The 20,493-nt window shown below is 54.4% G+C and carries 19 protein-coding genes; 17 read left to right on the top strand and 2 right to left on the bottom strand.

The annotated features are described in order from the left end of the window. Positions 1-5: 5 nt before the first annotated feature. The 3 genes from AB5Y73_RS20580 to AB5Y73_RS20570 all read left to right on the top strand — a co-directional run bounded on the left by AB5Y73_RS20580 (position 6) and on the right by AB5Y73_RS20570 (position 2,648). Complete coding sequence (locus AB5Y73_RS20580; RefSeq protein ID WP_017788562.1) at positions 6-485, top strand: cytochrome c-type biogenesis protein; 480 nt, start codon at positions 6-8, stop codon at positions 483-485. Beyond that, positions 482-1,750, top strand: a complete 1,269-nt coding sequence (ccmI, locus tag AB5Y73_RS20575; protein ID WP_107683680.1) for a c-type cytochrome biogenesis protein CcmI — start codon at positions 482-484, stop codon at positions 1,748-1,750. Before AB5Y73_RS20580 ends, ccmI begins: the two co-directional genes overlap by 4 nt. 85 nt (positions 1,751-1,835) lie before the next feature. Beyond that, positions 1,836-2,648, top strand: a complete 813-nt coding sequence (locus tag AB5Y73_RS20570; protein WP_005334673.1) for a VacJ family lipoprotein — start codon at positions 1,836-1,838, stop codon at positions 2,646-2,648. A 112-nt stretch (positions 2,649-2,760) separates the two neighbouring features. Here AB5Y73_RS20570 and sodB read toward each other — a convergent pair whose 3' ends face one another. Further along, complete coding sequence (gene sodB, locus AB5Y73_RS20565; RefSeq protein WP_005334664.1) at positions 2,761-3,345, bottom strand: superoxide dismutase [Fe]; 585 nt, start codon at positions 3,343-3,345, stop codon at positions 2,761-2,763. A gap of 288 nt (positions 3,346-3,633) precedes the next feature. Here sodB and AB5Y73_RS20560 point away from each other — a divergent pair, with 288 nt between their 5' ends. The 6 genes from AB5Y73_RS20560 (at position 3,634) to AB5Y73_RS20535 (ending at position 10,885) form a co-directional block, all read left to right on the top strand. After that, positions 3,634-3,978 (top strand): Grx4 family monothiol glutaredoxin, encoded by a 345-nt coding sequence (locus tag AB5Y73_RS20560; protein WP_107683681.1) that lies wholly within the window; start codon positions 3,634-3,636, stop codon positions 3,976-3,978. A 359-nt stretch (positions 3,979-4,337) separates the two neighbouring features. Continuing rightward, the gene (gene tdcB, locus AB5Y73_RS20555) at positions 4,338-5,342 is read left to right on the top strand and encodes a bifunctional threonine ammonia-lyase/L-serine ammonia-lyase TdcB (RefSeq protein ID WP_107683682.1); all 1,005 of its coding nucleotides are present in this window, start codon (positions 4,338-4,340) and stop codon (positions 5,340-5,342) included. An 11-nt stretch (positions 5,343-5,353) separates the two neighbouring features. Next, positions 5,354-6,685, top strand: a complete 1,332-nt coding sequence (gene tdcC / locus AB5Y73_RS20550; protein WP_107683683.1) for a threonine/serine transporter TdcC — start codon at positions 5,354-5,356, stop codon at positions 6,683-6,685. 199 nt (positions 6,686-6,884) lie between these two features. After that, complete coding sequence (gene tdcD, locus AB5Y73_RS20545; protein WP_181497142.1) at positions 6,885-8,093, top strand: propionate kinase; 1,209 nt, start codon at positions 6,885-6,887, stop codon at positions 8,091-8,093. Positions 8,094-8,137: 44 nt separating this feature from the next. Further along, positions 8,138-10,432 (top strand): formate C-acetyltransferase, encoded by a 2,295-nt coding sequence (gene pflB, locus AB5Y73_RS20540; protein WP_107683685.1) that lies wholly within the window; start codon positions 8,138-8,140, stop codon positions 10,430-10,432. A gap of 69 nt (positions 10,433-10,501) precedes the next feature. Then, a complete protein-coding gene (locus AB5Y73_RS20535; RefSeq protein ID WP_076494278.1) occupies positions 10,502-10,885 on the top strand; it encodes a RidA family protein in 384 nt (127 codons plus the stop codon). 81 nt (positions 10,886-10,966) lie between these two features. Here the strand turns inward: AB5Y73_RS20535 and AB5Y73_RS20530 are convergent, their stop codons facing one another. Continuing rightward, on the bottom strand, positions 10,967-12,178 hold the full coding sequence (locus tag AB5Y73_RS20530) for an RsmB/NOP family class I SAM-dependent RNA methyltransferase (protein WP_047434271.1): 1,212 nt from the start codon (positions 12,176-12,178) through the stop codon (positions 10,967-10,969). A gap of 215 nt (positions 12,179-12,393) precedes the next feature. On the opposite strand from AB5Y73_RS20530, the gene AB5Y73_RS20525 reads away from it, so the two are divergent. The 8 genes from AB5Y73_RS20525 to pdxH all read left to right on the top strand — a co-directional run bounded on the left by AB5Y73_RS20525 (position 12,394) and on the right by pdxH (position 20,485). Beyond that, the gene (locus tag AB5Y73_RS20525; RefSeq protein ID WP_265781910.1) at positions 12,394-14,370 is read left to right on the top strand and encodes a reprolysin-like metallopeptidase; all 1,977 of its coding nucleotides are present in this window, start codon (positions 12,394-12,396) and stop codon (positions 14,368-14,370) included. Then, entirely contained in the window at positions 14,367-14,696 is a 330-nt protein-coding gene (locus AB5Y73_RS20520) for a hypothetical protein (protein ID WP_107683687.1), read from the top strand. Before AB5Y73_RS20525 ends, AB5Y73_RS20520 begins: the two co-directional genes overlap by 4 nt. 253 nt (positions 14,697-14,949) lie before the next feature. Next, positions 14,950-15,735 carry a reprolysin-like metallopeptidase gene (locus AB5Y73_RS20515; protein WP_272955811.1) on the top strand — a complete coding sequence of 262 codons (786 nt, stop codon included), beginning with the start codon at positions 14,950-14,952 and terminating at the stop codon, positions 15,733-15,735. Beyond that, the gene (locus tag AB5Y73_RS20510) at positions 15,716-16,915 is read left to right on the top strand and encodes a reprolysin-like metallopeptidase (RefSeq protein WP_272939186.1); all 1,200 of its coding nucleotides are present in this window, start codon (positions 15,716-15,718) and stop codon (positions 16,913-16,915) included. The genes AB5Y73_RS20515 and AB5Y73_RS20510 overlap by 20 nt, the downstream gene beginning before the upstream one ends. Next, on the top strand, positions 16,894-17,232 hold the full coding sequence (locus AB5Y73_RS20505; protein ID WP_080768659.1) for a hypothetical protein: 339 nt from the start codon (positions 16,894-16,896) through the stop codon (positions 17,230-17,232). Before AB5Y73_RS20510 ends, AB5Y73_RS20505 begins: the two co-directional genes overlap by 22 nt. Positions 17,233-17,538: 306 nt before the next feature. Continuing rightward, positions 17,539-18,048 (top strand): hypothetical protein, encoded by a 510-nt coding sequence (locus AB5Y73_RS20500; RefSeq protein ID WP_118853522.1) that lies wholly within the window; start codon positions 17,539-17,541, stop codon positions 18,046-18,048. 65 nt (positions 18,049-18,113) lie between these two features. Next, a complete protein-coding gene (locus AB5Y73_RS20495; protein WP_107683689.1) occupies positions 18,114-19,670 on the top strand; it encodes a reprolysin-like metallopeptidase in 1,557 nt (518 codons plus the stop codon). A gap of 176 nt (positions 19,671-19,846) precedes the next feature. Continuing rightward, on the top strand, positions 19,847-20,485 hold the full coding sequence (gene pdxH, locus AB5Y73_RS20490) for a pyridoxamine 5'-phosphate oxidase (RefSeq protein ID WP_005353629.1): 639 nt from the start codon (positions 19,847-19,849) through the stop codon (positions 20,483-20,485). Positions 20,486-20,493 lie beyond the last annotated feature (8 nt).

The raw sequence follows: 20,493 nt of genomic DNA, 5'->3' as shown, positions 1-20,493 counted from the left end.
TCTTGATGAGAGTATTTATTGCTTCCCTGCTGCTGTTGCTGGGATGGGTGGTGCAAGCGCCGGCCATGGCCGCTATCGATGTCTACACCTTCGACAACGACAATCAGGAGCAGGTCTTTCGCGAACTGACCAAGGAGCTGCGTTGCCCCAAGTGTCAGAACCAGGATATCGCCGACTCCAATGCGGGGCTGGCTAAGGACTTGCGCGACAAGACCTACCAGATGGTGCGCGAGGGTAAGGATAAAGAGGAGATCGTGGATTACATGGTGGCCCGCTACGGCAACTTTATCCTCTATAACCCGCCCCTGATGGCCTCCACCCTGATCCTCTGGCTCGGCCCGCTGCTGGTGATCCTGATCGGTGGCGCCGTGGTCGTGATGCGCAGCCGCCGGCCCCCAGCGGTGAAAAAACAACTGGATAACGCCTTGAGCGAGGAGGAGCAGCGCCGACTGGCCGAGCTGCTCAAAGAGGAAGAGAAACAATGACCGCTTTTTGGATAGTGATTGCGGGCTTGCTGGTGCTGGTGAGTCTGGCGCTCGTCGTGCCGCTGTGGCGTGGTGAAGGCAAACAGAGCATCAGTCGCTCGGCGCTCAACAAACAGCTCTATCGCCAGCGGCTGCTGGAGATTGGCGAAGAGCGCGAGCAGGGTGTCCTAGCTGAGGAGTCTGACTCGCTGGTCGAGCTGCAACGAAGCCTCTTGGATGATATTCCCGATGTGGAGCAGACTGCCCGCAGTGGCAAGAGTCTGATCTGGATCCCGGGTGTGCTGGTGCTGTTGGTGGTGAGTCTGGGGCTCTACTACAAGTTGGGCTCCTGGCAAGAGGTGAGTCGCTGGCAAGATGCCAGCAGCCGTCTTGGCGAGCTGAGCAACCGCATTCTGGTGGAACGCGATGCCCAGGTGACCGAGCAGGATCTGCTGGATTTCACGCTGGCACTGCGTACCCGCCTCAAGGATGAACCGAACGACTACCGCGGCTGGCTGCTGCTGGGACGCTTGGCGCTGGATGGAAATGATCCCGAGATGGCCAACGAGGCGCTGGAGCGGGCCTACACGCTGGCTCCCCAGAAGTCGCTGGTGGCGGTGCCCTATGCGCAGGCGCTGATGATGACGGGGGATGAGGTGCAAGCGGATGCCCTGTTGCAGGCTGCTATCGCGCAGGATCCGGACAATATTGAAGCGCGTTCCGTCTATGCCTTTATGGCGCTGCAAAAAGAGGACTTCCAGACCGCGCTGGCTCGCTGGCAGGCGATGTTGCCACTGATGGAGAAAGGCACTCCCCGTTACGTGATGGTCGAGCGCTCCATGGAGTATGCCCGCGCGCAGCTTAAACAGCGCGGCATCGAGGTGACGAATTCAGGCGCAGCCAACGCGGGCGAAGCTGAGGGAAAACCGCTGGCGGTGAAGGAGGGGGAATTCCCCATCCACGTCACGTTGGCGGCGGGCATTCAGATGCCGGAAGATGCCCATCTCTTCGTCTTTGCTGTGGTGCCCAACGGGCCGCCCATGCCCATCGCCGTGAAGCGTATCGCAAGGCCAACCCTGCCAGTTACCCTGTCACTCGGGGATGGCGATGCCATGATGGAAGGCAGCAAACTGGCGGCCTATCCGGAGCTGCAGTTCAAGGCACGTCTATCGCGCGGTGGCAATGTGATGAACAAGGAAGGAGCCTTCGAAGGGGTATCCGTGCCGGTCAAGACGGCCGAGATCCCTGCTGCTCCGATTGACATACGCATCGATCACGCCCTCTAATATGCCTTTGGATAACCCGGCTCCTGGATAGGAGCCGGGTTATCTATACTTCTGATAAATCAAAATAAAACGTCAGGACAATCATATGTATCTTCGTTCAGGGGCCATACTGGCAGCCCTCTTGCTGGCTGGCTGTGCCGGTGGCCCACCCAAGCCTGGCCCAGAGAGTCTGGATCTCAATCCCGGCATGAATAATCCGGGTGCCACCAGTACGGCGGCCGATCCGCGCGATCCCTTCCAAGGGGCCAACCGGGCCATGTGGGCGGTCAACTATGATGTGCTGGAACCCTATGTGGCACGTCCTGTGGTACATGCCTATGCCCGCTACATTCCGGTAGGGGTAAAGGATGGCATTGCCAACTTTGTTGCCAACTTTGATGAGCCAAGCAGCATGGTGAACCATCTGATCACCGGTGATTTGAAGGGGGCGGGCACCAACCTGGGGCGCTTTACCCTCAACACCACGGTCGGTCTGCTGGGTATCTTCGATGTGGCCAAACATGCCGGCCTCGAGCGCAACAAGCTGGAGATGGACACCGTGCTGGGCAGGGCCGATATCGGTAATGGTGCCTACATCATGGTGCCTGTCTACGGCCCGACTACTACCCGGGAGCTGGTTGGTGATGCGATTGACAGCTTCTACTTCCCCTATGCCCTGTTAACCTTCCCGATGAAGGTTGCACACTGGGCACTGGATGGCTTGGGCACACGTGCCAAGCTTATCGATCAGGAGCGGATCATCGACAACTCCCTCGATCCTTATGCGCTGACCAAGGATTTCTACCTGCAATATAACCAGGGCAAGGTGACGGGCAAGCAGACCGAGCTGAAAGCGTCTCAGCAAGAGCAGGCCGACGATGCCAATCTGGATGAATATATGGACGAGCTGGACCAGTAAACGGGCTATCTCGATATGTAAAAGGCGCCTGTGGGCGCCTTATTCATTTTCGCAGCCATATCGAGATAAAAAAACGCCCCGCAGTGCGGGGCGTTTTGGCAAGCGAGGCTGATTAGGCAGCCAGATTCTTGGCCACGAATTCCCAGTTAACCAGAGCCCAGAAGGTTTCCATGTACTTCGGACGCAGGTTGCGGAAGTCGATGTAGTAGGCGTGCTCCCACAGGTCAACGGTCAGCAGCGGGGTGGTACCGGCTTCAGTCAGCGGGCAGCCAGCGTTGGAGGTGTTGACGATAGCCAGAGAGCCGTCAGCTTTCTTCACCAGCCAAGTCCAGCTGGAACCGAAGTTGCCGATGGCTGATTTGGTGAAGGCATCTTTGAACTCGGCGAAGGAGCCGAATGCCTTGTTGATGGCATCAGCCAGGGCGCCAGTCGGCTCGCCACCGCCATTCGGGGAGAGGCAGTGCCAGTAGAAGGTGTGGTTCCAGATCTGGGCGGCGTTATTGAAGATGCCGCCGTTGGAGGTCTTGATGATCTCTTCCAGAGACTTGCCTTCAAACTCGGTACCCGGCACCAGATTGTTCAGGTTGACCACGTAGGTGTTGTGGTGCTTGCCGTGGTGATATTCCAGAGTTTCCTGGGAGATGTGCGGTTCCAGAGCGTTGATTGCATAGGGCAGAGCGGGAAGTTCGAATGCCATTTTCTACTCTCCATTGGCTGGACCGTGCGAAGGCGACGGTTGCAAGACATTGCGTACTCTTTTCTATATGTGAAAAGAGTTGTTTTTAAAATGATGGGGCTGGGTAGCCCAAAGCCAAGGGATTGTAGCAGTATCAAAGATGGCCTAACAACTCTTGATTGGCGCCATGATCGCGATCAATCCTGTGTGGGTTCTTTGCACAATTCGAGCCGGGTCACCCCTTTGTCAGTTTGTGCTCGGGCAAGATTGCAGTAGAATGGCCGCCGAAATCGCTCTAGTGAGGCACCTATGGAAACTATTGAAAAGATTAAGCAGCAGCTGGCTGACAACCCCATCATCATCTACATGAAGGGCTCCCCCAAGCTACCCAGCTGTGGCTTCTCTGCCCAGGCCTCCCAGGCTCTGATGTCCTGCGGCGAGCCGTTTGCATACGTTGATATCCTGCAAAATCCGGATATCCGCGCCGAATTGCCAAAATTCGCCAACTGGCCGACCTTCCCCCAACTGTGGGTTGAAGGTGAGCTGATCGGTGGCTGTGACATCATGATCGAGATGTTCCAGGCTGGCGAGTTGCAGGCTCTGCTCAAAGAGACTGCTGCCAAGTACAAGAAAGATGATGCTGCTGCCGAGTAATCGGTTCTGTGTTGTCGAGAGGGAGCCTTATAGGCTCCCTTTTTTATTGTCCCGGTTCTGGCAGGCAAGCAACTGATTGTCGGTTGCAAAAAGCAACGCAATTGCCCTGAAAAATCTAATCTTTACGGCTTTGTTTTGGAGTTGTTAATTATATTATTTTCCAATATCTGATTACTTTTTTTAATCCATTTGGATTCAAGTGTTGCTGTCATCACATTTTTTGATAATTTCACCGTAACACAGTCTCTTTATAGATTTTTTTGTGTTTATGCTCACATTAATTGCAAGTGATAGAACCTAGTATCGCTTCGCCCTGTGAAATAAAACCCTACAAATTAATAAATAAAAAGAGATTTGCGATGAAGATGTATAGCAATCTGCCCATTGGTCTTCATGATATTACTGAAGCCCAAAAAAGACTGACCAATCATATATACAAGACCGCGCAACTACCCTCTAACTACATCAGCGAACGTTGCCATGGCGAGGTTTACCTCAAGCTTGAAAACATGCAACGTACAGGCTCTTTTAAAATTCGTGGCGCCTTCAACAAGCTCAGTTCATTAAGTCTGGAAGACCGACAAAAAGGTGTTGTCGCCTGCTCGGCGGGTAATCATGCCCAAGGTGTATCACTCTCCAGCGCTATGCTGGGAATTGATGCCAAGGTGGTCATGCCTTGCTGTGCCCCCAAATCAAAAATTGCTGCAACCAGTGACTATTCAGCCAAAGTGATCCTCCATGGAAATAGCTTCAATGACACCATTGCCAAAGTCAGCGAAATCGTGGAGATGGAAGGCCGCGTATTTATCCCCCCCTTCGACGATGCAAAAGTGATTGCCGGCCAGGGCACCATTGGCCTGGAAATTATCGAAGATTTGTATGATGTCGATAACATCATAGTGCCGATCGGTGGCGGTGGTTTGATTGCCGGTGTTGCCATGGCTATCAAATCTATTAATCCGACCATCAAGGTGATTGGTGTGCAATCCGAGAATGTGCACGGTATGGCGGCCTCTTTCTATGCCGGTACCATGACCAATCACAGAACCAGCAGCACGCTGGCCGATGGCTGTGATGTGGCAAGACCCGGTTCACTGACCTTCGAAATCGTCAAACAATTGGTGGATGATATTGTACTGGTCACCGAGGATGATATTCGTCATAGCATGGTTGACCTTATTCAGCGCAACAAGGTGATTACCGAAGGGGCGGGAGCTCTGGCCTCGGCAGCGCTGCTCAGTGGCAAGCTGAAACATTATGTCGAAGGTAAAAAGACCGTCAGCATTATTTCGGGGGGCAATATTGATCTGACCCGGATCGCCGAAATTATCGAACAGAACAATACTCGTCAATTTAGCCTGTAAGGAATGCAGTCATGATATTAGACAGTGTTGTCACCGGCAGTAAAGAGAATACGCGTGCATGGCGTAAATCGGATACCACATGGGGATTAGGTCTGTTCGGTACTGCTATCGGGGCGGGGGTCTTGTTCTTTCCAATCCGGGCCGGATATGGTGGCCTGATCCCAATATTAATCATGCTGGTGCTGGCTTACCCCATTGCATTTTATTGCCACAGGGCGTTGGCCAGATTATGTCTTTCTGGCAGTAATCCATCGGCAAATATTACCGAGACCGTTGAAGAACATTTTGGCAAGATGGGTGGAGTGGTAATTACCTTCCTCTATTTCTTTGCCATCTGCCCACTGCTGTGGATATATGGTGTGACGATCACCAATACCTTTATGGCATTTTGGGAGCATCAACTACAGTGGGTTCCGCTTAATCGAGGTGTGGTTGCACTGGCATTGTTGATGTTGATGGCATTCGTGATCTACTTCGGTAAAGATCTGATGGTCAAGGTGATGAGCTATCTGGTCTTTCCCTTTATTGCCAGTCTGGTCGTTATCTCTCTCTCCCTCGTCCCGTACTGGAACAGTGCCGTCTTTGATCAGGTCAATCTGAGCGAGATATCGATGTTTGGTCACGATGGTATTCTGGTTACCGTCTGGCTGGGGATCTCCATCATGGTCTTCTCCTTCAACTTCTCGCCGATTGTCTCCTCTTTCATTGTCTCCAAACGAGAAGAGTATGAGCAGGAGTTCGGGCGTGATTTTACCGAGAAGCGCTGCTCGAAGATTATCTCCGGTGCCAGCATGCTGATGGTGGCCGTGGTGATGTTCTTTGCCTTCAGCTGCCTCTTTACCCTGTCACCGCAAAATATGGCGGAAGCCAAAGCCCAGAACATTCCGGTGCTCTCCTATCTGGCCAATCACTTCTCCTCAATGACGGGCAGCAAGTCTGCGTTTGCCACCACTTTGGAGTATGCGGCGTCCATCATTGCGCTGGTTGCCATCTTCAAATCCTTCTTTGGCCACTATCTGGGGACGCTGGAAGGGTTGAACGGCCTTATCCTCCGCTTTGGCTACCAGGGCGACAAGAGCAAGGTTTCCAGTAAAAAACTCAATATGGTCAGTATGTTGTTCATCATGGGTTCGACCTGGCTGGTCGCTTATGTGAACCCCAACATCCTCGACCTGATTGAGGCAATGGGGGCGCCAATCATCGCTTCCCTGCTCTGTCTGCTGCCGATGTATGCGGTGAGCAAGACACCGGCACTTGCAAAATATAAAGGTCAGGCCAGCAACCTGTTTGTCACCATCATCGGTGTGCTGACCATCCTGAATATAGTTTCCAAGCTGTTCTGAAAACCTTTTCTGCAAGTCATCAACCATTCAGGCCCCCCTGGCGGGGTCTGGATGGTGCAGTCAGACATGAGCAATAACCGGTTCTTCGTTGGCCACAATTATGTGGGCCCTGGGTAAGGCTTGCCGTTTTTTGACTTTCTGTTTAGGGCGAAATGCCCTGACTGCAGTGACTCGACACTATTAATCTCGAGGCGATGTAATGAAGTTTGATTCGTTGGTTCTGGTTATCAATTGTGGCTCTTCGTCGGTCAAATTCTCGGTACTGGATAGTCAATCCTGTGAGGTGGTGATATCCGGTATGGCTGATGGTATTGATACAGCCCATCCCCAATTGCAAGTGGGTAAAGAGCCCGCAATGTCATTACCTGAAAATAACCACACCTGTGCATTGGCTGCCATCGCGGCGGAATTGAAAAAACGGGAGCTGCTGGATGCCATTGCACTGGTTGGTCATCGAATTGCTCATGGTGGTAGTGAATTTAGTGAAGCCGTGATCATTGATGAACATGTATTGGCCAAAATCAAGCAGGTGTCACCCTTGGCACCCCTGCACAATCACGCCAATTTAAGCGGCGTGATGGCCGCCCGCCAGCTATTTCCCAACCGGCCACAAATAGCGGTATTTGATACCGGTTTTCACCAGACCCTGAAGCCGGAAGCCTATATCTATGGGCTGCCTTACCAATATCTGCAGGATTACGGCGTGCGCCGCTATGGCTTCCATGGCACCTCCCATCGCTATGTCGCCGAGCAGGCTTGCGTATTTATGGGGCTGGATGAGCTGCATGCTGGTCTGGTCATCGCCCATCTGGGCAATGGCGCCTCTATTTGCGCGGTGCAGGATGGCAAGAGTGTCGATACCTCGATGGGGATGACGCCGCTGGAGGGGTTGATCATGGGCAGCCGCAGCGGCGATATCGATTTTGGCGCGCTGGCCTATATCGCCAGCAAGACGGGGCAATCCATCGAGGATATCGAGCGGGTATTGAACAAGCAGTCCGGTCTGCTGGGTATTTCGGGGCTCTCCTCCGATATGCGGGTATTGGAAGCTGCCTATCACGAAGGACATCCCGGCGCGAAACTGGCCATTCACGCTTTTGTCCATCGTATTGCCCGCCATATCGGTGGCCATGCCACCTCATTGCGCCGGCTGGATGCCGTTATTTTCACCGGCGGGATCGGCGAGAACTCGGCCTTTATCAGAAAGCTGGTATGCGAACGGCTTCAGGTATTTGGCGTAGCGATTAGCGAGCCGTTTAACCAGCGTCCCAATAGCGAGGGCTGCCGGGTGATTTCGGCGGCCGAGTCCATGGTACTGGCGGCAGTTATTCCCACCAATGAAGAGAAAATGATCGCGCTGGATGCCATTCGTCTGGGGCAGCTAGTTCGTCAGACCGAGTGCGTCTGACATCTTCCACTGTAGTGTCATGAGTAGTGAATGAGGTTTATTTGATGAAAGTTGATATGCAATTGGATCAGGATAAATTCCGCCAGGCATGGCAAGGGTTTGCCGGTGAAAACTGGAAGCACGAGATCAACGTCCGTGATTTTATCCAGCAGAACTACACCCCCTATGAAGGCGATGAACAGTTTCTGGCTGATGCCACCGAGGCGACCACCACCTTGTGGAATAAGGTGATGGATGGGATCCGCATCGAGAATGCCACCCACGCGCCGGTCGATTTTGATACCAATATTGCCACGACCATTACTGCCCACGGACCCGGTTATATCGAGCAGGGGTTGGAAAAGATTGTTGGCCTGCAAACCGACAAGCCCCTTAAAAGAGCACTGCATCCATTTGGCGGAGTAAATATGATCCGCAGCTCTTTTGAAGCATATGGCCGGGAGATGGATCCCGAATTTGAATATACCTTCAGCGAATTGCGCAAAACCCATAACCAGGGCGTGTTCGACGTCTACTCTCCCGAGATGTTGCGCTGCCGAAAATCAGGGATTTTGACCGGTTTACCGGATGGTTACGGCCGTGGTCGCATTATTGGAGATTATCGTCGGGTCACGCTCTATGGCATAGATTATCTAATCCGTGAGCGGGAGTTGCAGTTTGCCGATCTGCAACCGGCGCTCGAGCGGGGAGAGCAGCTGGAGCAGGTGATCCGCCAGCGCGAGGAGCTGGCCGAGCACAAGCGGGCACTGGTGCAGATCAAGCAGATGGCGGCCAACTACGGCTTCGATATCTCCGGGCCGGCACGCACTGCCCAGCAGGCAGTCCAGTGGCTCTACTTTGCCTATCTGGCGGCGGTGAAGTCGCAAAATGGCGGGGCCATGTCCCTCGGTCGTACCGCCACCTTCCTCGACATCTATATCGAACGGGATCTGAAGGCGGGGCTTATCAGCGAGCAGGATGCCCAGGAGCTGGTCGATCACTTCATCATGAAGATCCGCATGGTGCGTTTCCTGCGCACCCCCGAGTTTGACTCCCTCTTCTCCGGCGACCCCATCTGGGCGACCGAGGTGATCGGTGGCATGGGGCTGGATGGTCGTACTCTGGTGACCAAGAACTCCTTCCGTTATCTCCACACCCTCAAGACCATGGGGCCGGCGCCCGAGCCCAACCTCACCATCCTCTGGGCGGAAGGATTGCCGCGGGCCTTCAAGACCTATGCGGCCCGCGTCTCCATCGATACCTCATCCCTGCAGTATGAGAACGATGATCTGATGCGCACCGACTTCGAGAGCGATGACTACGCCATCGCCTGCTGCGTGAGCCCCATGGTGATCGGCAAGCAGATGCAGTTCTTCGGTGCCCGCGCCAACCTCGCCAAGACCCTGCTCTATTGCATCAACGGTGGCGTGGACGAGAAGCTGAAGATCCAGGTTGGCCCGAAAGTGGCGCCCATCATGGACGAAGTGCTGGATTACGCCACTGTCATGGCGAGCCTCGACTGCTTTATGGATTGGCTGGCGGTGCAGTACATCAGCGCGCTCAACCTTATTCACTACATGCACGACAAGTACAGCTATGAGGCCTCGCTGATGGCGCTGCACGATCGCGACGTCTATCGCACCATGGCCTGCGGCATTGCCGGTCTGTCGGTGGCGGTCGATTCGCTGGCGGCCATCAAGTACGCTCGGGTCAAGCCGGTGCGCGATGCTGACGGGCTGGCGGTCGATTTCGTGATTGAGGGGGAGTATCCCCAGTACGGCAACAACGACGAGCGGGCCGACTCCATTGCCTGCGATCTGGTCGAGCGCTTCATGAAGAAGATCCAGGGGCTGCCGACCTACCGCAATGCGGTACCGACCCAGTCGATCCTGACCATCACCTCCAACGTGGTGTATGGCCAGAAGACTGGCAACACGCCAGATGGCCGCCGCGCCGGTGCCCCGTTTGCACCGGGAGCCAACCCGATGCACGGTCGGGATCGCAATGGGGCGGTCGCTTCGCTCGCCTCGGTGGCCAAGCTGCCGTTCAAATACGCCAAGGACGGGATCTCCTACACCTTCTCCATCGTGCCGGGGGCGCTCGGCAAGGATCCGGCCAATCGCGAGAGCAATCTGGTGGGGCTGATGGATGGCTACTTCCATCATGAGCGGGATTTGGAAGGGGGTCAGCACCTCAACGTCAATGTGATGAATCGCGAGATGCTGCTGGATGCCATCGAGAATCCGGACAAGTACCCCAGCCTGACCATCCGGGTCTCCGGTTATGCGGTGCGCTTCAACGCCCTGACCCGCGAGCAGCAGCAGGACGTCATCTCCAGAACCTTCACCAACATGATGTAACTCTCATGCCCGGAGTGAGCAGGTTTGTTCCGGGCCTACTTTTTGTTTGTCAGCACGAGGAAGTACCAGATGCGACAGGTTATCACTACCAAGGCGGCGCCGGGCGCCATCGGCCCCTATGTGCAGGCCACCCGGATTGGCAACATCCTCTACACCTCCGGTCAGATCCCGCTGGACCCGGTGAGCGGCGACGTTGCGGAGGGGATCGAAGCGCAGACCCTGCGCTCCCTGCAAAACGTACAGGCGATTGTCGAGGCGGCAGGCGGCGAGGTGCGCAACATCTTCAAGACCACGGTGTTTGTCTCGGATCTGAACGACTTTGCTGCGGTGAATCAGGTCTACAACGACTTCTTCACCGAGCACGATGCCATGTATCCGGCTCGCTCCTGCGTAGAAGTGGCTCGGTTACCGAAGGATGTGAAGATCGAGATAGAGGCGATTGCTGCGCTGTAACCCCATCGGGAGTGTGTCAGCAAGCCAAAACAGAGCGGCTGCCAATGGCAGCCGCTTTTGTCTATATGGTCATCGGGCAGATCAGGCGATCCGTTCGATACGAGCCATGTAGAAGCCGTCGAAGCCGGTCTCGGACGGGCTCACGGTGTGATCGTCACGCAGACGGAAGTTTTCGTTGGCGGCGAGGAACTTGTCCACCTGCTGGCGGTTCTCCTCGGGCAGGATGGAGCAGGTTGCATAAACCAGCAGACCACCCACTTTCACCATCTGGCTGTAACGCTGCAGGATCTCTTCTTGCAGCGCGACCAGCACCGGCAGACGCTCGGCGGTATCACGCCACTTGGCATCCGGATTGCGCTTGAGTACGCCAAGACCGGAACAGGGCACGTCCAGCAGTACACGGTCGGCGCTCTCTTTGAGGCGCTTGACGGTCTTGCTGCTGGTGATGACCCGGGTCTCCACGTTGTGGGCACCGGCGCGACGGGCGCGTTGCTTGAGGTTCTCCAGCTTCCACTCTTCCACATCCATTGCCAGCAGACGGCCTTTGCCCTGCATCATGGCGGCGATATGCAGGGTCTTGCCACCGGCACCGGCGCAGGCGTCGATAACGCGCATGCCTGGGGCAACTTCCAGCGCAGCAGCAACCAGCTGGGAGCCTGCGTCCTGCTGTTCGAAGCAACCATCGGCAAAGGCCTTGGTGCGGAACAGGGCTGCGTCGGAGGTGACCTGCAGGGCAGTCTCCACACCTTCAACCGGAATTGTGGTGACCTGCTCTTTGGCCAGCATGGCCTGCAGCTCATCACGGGTGCACTTGAGGGTGTTGACCCGCAGGTAACGCTTGGGCATCCAGGCCAGGGCTGCACGCTCGGCAGGCCAGGCTTCACCCAGCTGCTCGCTGCCCAGTTTCTCCAGCCAGCTCGGGCAACCATCCATCAATACCGGGTTCTTCTTCGCCTCGGTCAGACGGCGGCGGAATGCTTCTTCATTGAAGCGATCCAGGGTCGGGTGGTTGGGCTGGGCAATTTTGTGGAATGCGTGCCAGCTGTGAAGCAGCGGCCAGACATTCTTTTCGGCCTGACGCACCTGAATACCGGTGAGGAAACAATAGAGGCTGAGACGGCGCAGCAGGTCGCCGGTGACCAGGGCAATCCTTGCCTGTTCTTGCGGTTTGAGTTCGATGCCGGAGAAGTGACGGGCATAGGCGCGGTCGAGGGTAAGACCCTGACCGAGCACATCGTCAACAATGGCAACGACCAGATCCCCGAAACGGGGCAACAGTGGGGATTTGAGCATGAGATTAACCTTGGCCAGATAAAGATGAACCGCACCTTTGTGAAGAGGAGCAGTTCTAAAATTGACAAATCCGCGCAATGATAGGGGTTAGACGGGGTTGGCGCAACACTCCCCATGGGTGAGTGGCTGAAACAGTGGCGCCGGGCTTCTTGATTCGGCGGGATAGTGATGCCGGTAATGGTTCAAAAAAGTGCATGACTACAAGGATGACAAAGATGCATGTGACCAGTAAGTGTTCATTGGCCCTGGTGGTGGCCAGTTTGTTGGGGTCAACCAGCCTGATGGCCAGCGAGTGGAGCACGGTAGCCGCCAGAGCGACTGCGGAGCAAGGTTATGAGGTGCGGGCCAATCAGTTTCGGGTGGCCAAGGTGCCGCTCGACTATTTTGCCGGGCTGCAAGCCGGGGCGAGTGAGCTGACCCTGCCGCTGCCCGATGGGGGGGAGGTCACCTTTGCTCTGGAAGCCTACGACTTGCTGCCTGCAGATCTCGCCGCCAAGTATCCGCAGATCCGCACCTTCAAGGGTCACAACCCGGCACATCCGATAGAGACGGGGCGCTTCGATCTGGGGCCGCAAGGTTTCCACGCCATGTTCAGCCATCAGGGCAGGATGGTGTTTGTCGATCCGCTGCGCAATGCCGAAGGCTACGCCGTCTATTACCAGCAGGATGCCCATAGTCGATTGGAAGAGGCGGCAGATGAGGTGATAGGGCCCAAGCTCAGCAAACTGGTGCGCAAGGTGCAAGTGGATGGCAATGTTCGCAAGCGCTACGTCATTGCCATTTCGGCGACAGGAGAATTTACCCAATACCACGGTGGCTCCAAAGCGCTTACCATGGCGGCGATTGCGACCTTGCTCAACCGCGTCAATCAGGTCTATCAACGGGATGTGGGCGCCGAATTCGTGCTGGCCAGTGGCAATGACAACCTGATCTTTACCGATCCGGCCAGCGACTTGTTTGCCAATGATAATTCGGATGCGCAGACCAATATCGGGGTACAGGCTTATTACTTTACCAATATGCAGCTCGGTAATTTTGATATCGGCCATGTACTCAATACCGGTAGCGGTGGTCTGGCCGGTTTGGCAGTGCTCTGCACCAATCAGAAGTCTGGCGGGATGTCGGGTTCACCCACACCGGTGGGAGACGCCTTCTTCGTTGACTATGTGGCTCATGAAATTGGCCACCAGTTTGGTGCCGATCATACCTTCAACGGCACTACCGGGAGTTGCGGTGCTGGTACCCGGGTTGCGAATAAAGCCTATGAGCCAGGTAGTGGCAACTCCATCATGGCCTATGCCGGTATTTGTGGTGATGAGAATATCCAGACTCACAGCGACCCCTATTTTCATAGCAAGTCCATCGAGCAGATGCGTGCGCACATGGCGACCGTATCGACTTGTGGAACCACACTCGCGTTGAGCAATAATGCCCCGCAGGCAGCTGCAGGGGGGGACTATGTGATCCCTGCCAATACGGCCTTTATGTTAAAAGGGGCGGGTGGAGATCTGGATAATGATTCTCTGCTCTACAACTGGGAGCAGATCGATCTGGGTACTGAATCGAGTAGTGCCGCCACCATGATTGACGATGGCTCCCGGCCGCTGTTTCGTTTTGTCTCTCCCACGGCATCGCCGGAGCGAATCCTGCCGAGTTTGCCATCCCTGCTCTCCGGCACGCTTGCCAAAGGAGAGGCCTGGCCGACTACCAACCGGGATCTCAATTTCAGACTGACGGTGCGTGATGGTCAGGGTGGCGTTGCCAGTGATGACATGAAAGTGCAAGTGATCAATACCGGCGCGGCATTTCGCATCACCAACCCGTTTTACGGGGTGACTCTCACTCCGGGGGCCAGTCAGGCCGTAGCATGGGATGTGGCGGGCACAACTGTGGCGCCGATCAGTTGCAGCAAGGTGGACATCTCGGTGACTCAGGATGAGGGTGCAAGCTGGACAATGCTTGCCGCCGGACAACCCAATAACGGCGCAGCAACGGTAACGTTGCCTGCCGATCTCACCAGCAGCGTCAGGCTGAAAGTGGCATGCAGCGACAATATCTTCTTTGCCATCAGTCCCCTTAAATTGCCTCTGGTGCAAGGTGGCTCGACTTCAGGTGGCGGCGGTGGTGGCGGGGCGATCGGATTGTGGACGCTGGCTCTGGCGCTGTTCGGCTGGCAACGGAGGCGTACATGAAGGGAGTCCCTCTGTTACTGCTTGCCATGCTCGGCGGTTGTCAGGCCGATGCCAGCACGCTGGAACAGGAGCTGAGTGCAAACCTCGCCAGGCAGGATTACCGCCTGATAGTGATAGCCGGGCGGGGAGAATTCGCCCCCGGTATTGCAGCCGAGCAGCAGGCAGAGGCCAAGGCGCGCTGTGGCAAGCGTTATCTGGATGGATTGGTCGATGTGATAAGGCCCGGTCAGCAAGAGATACATGCCAAGTTGAGCGCTTACGCCAGCGAGTATAACCAGCGTATGGTGATTCATTGCCCAATAGCATCGGGCGCTGGCAAGCAGTAATACACCAACGAACCAATCCAAATGGAGGGGATATTCATCCCCCTATCTATCCGTGAAGGCGCCAATGGCGCCTTCACTTTTTTCCGTTGTTGAATGGGGCCAGTCTGTATTACCTGAGATGGGGAGCGCGGGTGCAGCACGATTTTTCGGCGTGACAGAAGTTTTGTGCGAATTTTCTTTTCTGTCTGTCACGCAGATCGTCAATTGACGCTGCACCATACTTGTTGTCACCAAGGTAGGGCAAGGAGGCTCTATGAAGCATGGCATTGCGGTGATTATCACCAGTTTGTCTGTTCAGGTTGCAGCAGAACCACAGTGGACCTTCATGGATGAAAACTTGGAAAGGGGAGGGATCTATGATGTGCGAGCTGAAAAGGTCAGAGTGGTGGTTCCTGACAAGCCTTTTGAACCCGGGCATCTCTCCAGTGTATTGACCTTGCCATTGCCGGATGGCACTACGGTGCAGTTTGATGTTCATCCCAATGCCTTGCTCCCGGAGCCTTTGGCCCAGCGCTACCCTTCTATCAATACTTACAGTGGGAAGGCTATCGATCGGGCGGCGGATACAGGCCGATTTGATGTCACCATACATGGTTTTCACGGTATGTTTACCCATCAGGGGCGTACCTTTTATGTCGATCCGCTTCAGGACGGTTTCTCTTATGCCGTTTATGAACAGCAAGATGCCTGGCGGCGACAGGATGTGGATCAGGTGATTGATCCTCATGGTATCGAGCGTGAGCGAGCTGTGCTGGTCGATGGCAATTTGCGCAAGCGCTACACTATCGCCATCTCGGCAACCGGGGAATATACCCAGTATCACGGTGGTACCAAGGTTGCAGCACTCTCGGCCATTACAACACTGCTTAATCGGGTCAATGAAGTCTATCGCCGTGATATGGGGGCCGAGTTTCAGCTTGCAGCTGATACGGATAATGTGATTTTCACCGATCCTGCGACGGATCCTTTCACCAACTCGACCCAGGATATCGCAATCAACCAGACCCAACAGGGGGGGGTTGCTCAATCCTTCTTTTGATCTGGGCCATCTGCTGGCGACATCAGGCGGCGGAGTGGCGACCCTGAGATCCCTCTGTAACCCGTTTAGCCGTTCACGGGGCATGACCGGAGGGTCACAGCCTATCGGCGATGCATTCTTTATTGATTATGTGGCTCACGAATTGGGGCACCAGCTGGGGGCCGAGCACTCCTTCAATGGCATGGCCGACAGTTGTGCCACGGGTCGCAAGGCTAGCTCAGCTTGGGAACCGGGCAGTGGCTCGACCATCATGGCCTATGCCGGGATCTGTGGTGAGGAGAATCTGCAGGTTAACAGCACACCTTTCTTTCACAGCAAGTCGATCGAGCAGATGCGGGCTCTGATGGCCTCTCTGCCCTCCTGCGGCACCGACCTGGCGCTTGCCAATAACGCGCCGGTTGTGGATGCGGGGGGCGATAGGGTGATCCCCGCCAATACGCCTTTCACTCTTGTCGGTAGTGCGCTGGATCTGGATGGTCATCCCCTCAGTTACACCTGGGAGCAGGTTGATCTTGGCAATGCATCCTACAGCGTGACAACCATGGTGGATGATGGAACCCGCCCGCTGTTTCGCTTTGTTTCACCGACATCGGATCCCCGCAGAACATTGCCCGCCATGAGCTCTCTGATATCGGGTGTCTTGGCCAAAGGAGAGGCGTGGCCTGCGACCAATCGCAATCTCCAGTTCCGCATTACCGTACGTGATGGTCAGGGGGCGGTGAGCAGTGATGAAATGGTGGTTCAGGTGATCAATACCGGCGCGGCATTTGCCATCACAGCTCCGCAGATCGGCGCCATGGTGGCGGGTAGTACTCAGCTAGTGACATGGAATGTTGCCGGGACCAATCAGCCTCCTATCAATTGTCCCAGCGTGGATTTGGCACTGACACAGAATGGTGGTTCTACTTGGACTACGCTGGCAAGCGGGCTTGCCAATAACGGTTCGGCCAGTGTGGTGTTGCCTGCACCGTTGACCAGCACGGCCAGGCTGAAGCTGGCATGCAGCAATAATATTTTTTTCTCTATCAATGGGATAAGAGGTAATGCGTCTGCCACTACGGAAAGTGCAACTGTCATTACCGACAACAATGCGGGTGGCGGCGGTGGTGGTGGTGCAGTGAATCTTATCGTGATCCTCCTGATGGGAGGGGCAGCCGGATGGCGCAGGTATTACGGTTAGCCGTCAGTTTGCTGTTTCTATATATCTGCGCAGCGCCTGTTGTGGCCGCATCACTGACCGAGGCAATAGATGAAAGTCTTGCTGCTCAGGATTATCGGCTCATCGTGCGTGGCGGGCGCGGCGGTATGGCTCCGGGGGTTGTGGAGTCATTGCAAGCAGAAGCGAGAACCCGGTGCGGAGTCCGTTATCTGAAAGGGTTCGGTGATGTCATTGAGATGGGCAAGGAATCGGAGTTTGAGCAGCGGATTGACTATGCCACCCGATATAACCGACAGATGCTGGAAAGGTGCATGCCGGAGGCGATTTCAAGGCCATAGTGGCTGTACAACAACGGCGTGTAAATCGGCATGATTGGAGTTATAACTCTAATATTCCAAACATAGTGATAGTCTCATGGGAGTGATTCGATGACTCACATATGAGCCCCCATATACTATTTTTTGGAGTTTTAACTCTATTAAAAAGAACTGCTGAAAATGCTAACAAAATGAGCTGCTTATAAACTATAACTCACTAACTTTATGATTTTAAATGAAATAAAATTCATTTAATTTTTATTGGAAAAGTTGAATTGTGACTTGCATCACGTTATTCTCGCCGGCTGTTCAGTCAGGTGATTAATAATGATGAAGTTCACAATAAATGCAATCTCAGCTGTCATCGCAATGTCAGCCAATATCGCGCTGGCATCCCCATGGCATATGGTCGAAAAACGTAGCAAGCAGGCCGATGAACCTGTAAGGGCTCGCGCATACAATATCTTTGAGGTAGAACCGGATTTTTTAGAAAATCTGCGCTTGGGCCAAACCGTGATTACGCTACCATTGCCTGATGGCAAGATGGTGCAATATGAATTGGAAGCCTATTCCGTATTACCGCCTGCGCTGGCAGCAAAATACCCAGATATCATGACCTATAAAGGACATGAAGTGGGCACCCCCAGCAATACCGGTCGTTTTGATATTTCTCCGCGTGGTTTTAACGGCATGTTTATGCATGCCGGTGAGCAGATATTTGTCGATATTCAGCGTAATGGTGCCTACGCTGTCTATTACAAAAAAGATGCACATTCAATAAATGGCAATAATATCAAGGAGAGCATCGAAAAGTCAGAGCTGAAAAAAAAAAGTTAGCACACAAAACTGAAGCGGCTCGTAACGAGGCTGGCTATAGCAAGCCAGAGCTTACCCAGTACAGCATTGCATTCTCTACTACTGGTTCATATACCAGGTTTTTTGGTGGCCAAGCCCAAGCATTGGCATCACTGATAACCTTGACTAACCGTTTAAACGAGGTATATGAAAGGGACTTAGGGGTTCGTTTTGTATTGGCAGAGGGGAATGACAATATTATATTCGAAAATCCTGTTGATGACCCTTTTGTTAACGGTAAGTATCCTAAATTTAAAAACATCAGCACAATAAATACAGCGGTTCAGAGAGAGAAGCTGAGTAGTAATGAGCTTGGCTATTTCGATATTGGTCATGTAGTGACGCAAGTGGAAAAAAATGAAGGGGATGCGCATCTAGGATCATTATGTGACAATATAGATTTATATTATTCATATAGGTCTAACGCTGCTACAGGAAACAAAAATCCTGTTGGAGATGCTTTTTTTATTGACTTTGTTGCGCATGAGATTGGTCATCAATTTGGAGCTGACCATACCTATAACGCTGATAAGGGACAGAGAGAGTCATCCATGGCATGGGAGCCTGGCAGTGGTAGCTCCATCATGGCTTATGCGGGGATGATGGGGGAGCAAAATATACAGCTCAACAGCGATGCCTATTTTCATAGCAAGTCGATTGAGCTGATGCTCGAGCATATAAACAAGCGTGAAGCTAAAGCAAAGAAGAGTGAGATCCGTTTTTTTGGTGCACCATCGGCACTTGCTCCTCTTTTTTCCTCACGTTGTGGCACTGCTATCCCGAACCAAAATGGCGATAATCAGGCGCCAGAAATTACCGATGTGCCAGCAGAACATGTGATCCCCAAAGGGGTGGCATTTAGCCTGAGTGGCAAGGGTAATGATATTGACGGTGATACCCTTACCTATACTTGGGAACAGGTCGATCTGGGGGATGGAACGACGAGTGGCGATCAATTGAGTTCCGGTCGCCTTGCAACCGGCCCTCTGTATCGTTACGCCGCGCCGACCACTTCCCCGGTTCGTCACTTTCCTTCGCTGGCTACCCAGTTAAAAGGGGAAGCTGAGAAAGGTGATGTTTGGGTCAATGTACCGCGCACCCTTAACTTCCGTCTGGTCGCCCGTGATGGCAAAGGTGGTGGTGCCTATGATGAGACCTCGGTCGAGGTGGTCGATACAGGTTCACAAACCTTCAAGATATTGCCAGCCCCTGACCAGCGTATTCTGGTTGGCAGCCCGACCACAGTGAACTGGCAAGTAGCTGGAACCGACGGTGGCCGCATCAACTGTCAGCGGGTCGATATCAGTTATAGCAACGATGAAGGCAAGAGTTGGCAGCCGCTGGTCAATGGCGTGAACAACAATGGCGCCCATGAGGTGACCATTCCGGCCAATGCTGGCAGCGCTGTTCGCCTCAAGCTGGCCTGTAGCGACAATATCTTCTATGCCATTACGCCAAAACTGGCGACCAAGAGCAGCGATACACTGGCTCCCCAGCCTGAAAGCAATGGCGGCGGCGGTGGCGGCGGTTCGACCGGTCTGTTCGCGCTGTTGGGCCTTGGTATCGCTGCGTTGCTGCGTCGTGGTGAGATCATGAGCTACTAAACCAGATAACCCAAGGGTGAGATTACCCATCTTTGGTAAATTGATGAACCAAGCGAAGAGGCGTTAGCCTCTTCGCTTTTTTTGTATGGTTTACAAGGTCGCTTTATCGAGCGCACAATGCCTGCGTCACTCTCTTGATGGTCGTGGAACCATTATTTATTTGAAGGAAAATCAAGATGATGGATGTTGCTGATCTGCGTCGTGAATACTCCCGTGGCGGGCTGCACCGGGCCGATCTGCCGGCCGAGCCGCTGGCGCTGTTCGAGAAGTGGTTGGCGCAGGCTTGTGAGGCCAAACTGACCGATCCCACCGCCATGGTGGTAGCGACCGTCGATGCCGATGGTCAGCCGTGGCAGCGTACCGTGCTGCTCAAGCACTACGACGCCCAGGGGATGGTCTTTTACACCAACATGGGCAGCCGCAAGGCGCAGCAGCTGGAAGGCAATCCTCGTATCAGCCTGCTCTTCCCCTGGCACACGCTGGACAGACAGGTTCATGTGACCGGTCGGGTGGAGAAGATGAGCACCTTCGAGGTGATGAAGTATTTCCACAGCCGTCCCAAGGATAGCCAGATCGCTGCCTGGGTCTCCAAGCAGTCGACCCGCATCTCGGCCCGCGGTGTGCTGGAGGCTAAGTTCCTTGAGCTCAAGCAGAAGTTTGCCAATGGCGAAGTGCCGCTGCCGAGCTTCTGGGGCGGATTCAGAGTGGTGATCGAGACGGTGGAGTTCTGGCAGGGGGGAGAGCACCGGCTGCACGACCGCTTCTACTACACCCGCGACGGGGATGGCTGGCATATCGAGCGTCTGGCACCCTGAGCGCGCTG

Origin of the sequence: Aeromonas sp. s7(2024) (assembly GCF_040907825.1) — a bacterium.
GTDB lineage: Bacteria > Pseudomonadota > Gammaproteobacteria > Enterobacterales > Aeromonadaceae > Aeromonas > Aeromonas veronii.
This window is presented reverse-complemented; position numbering and strand designations above follow the sequence as displayed.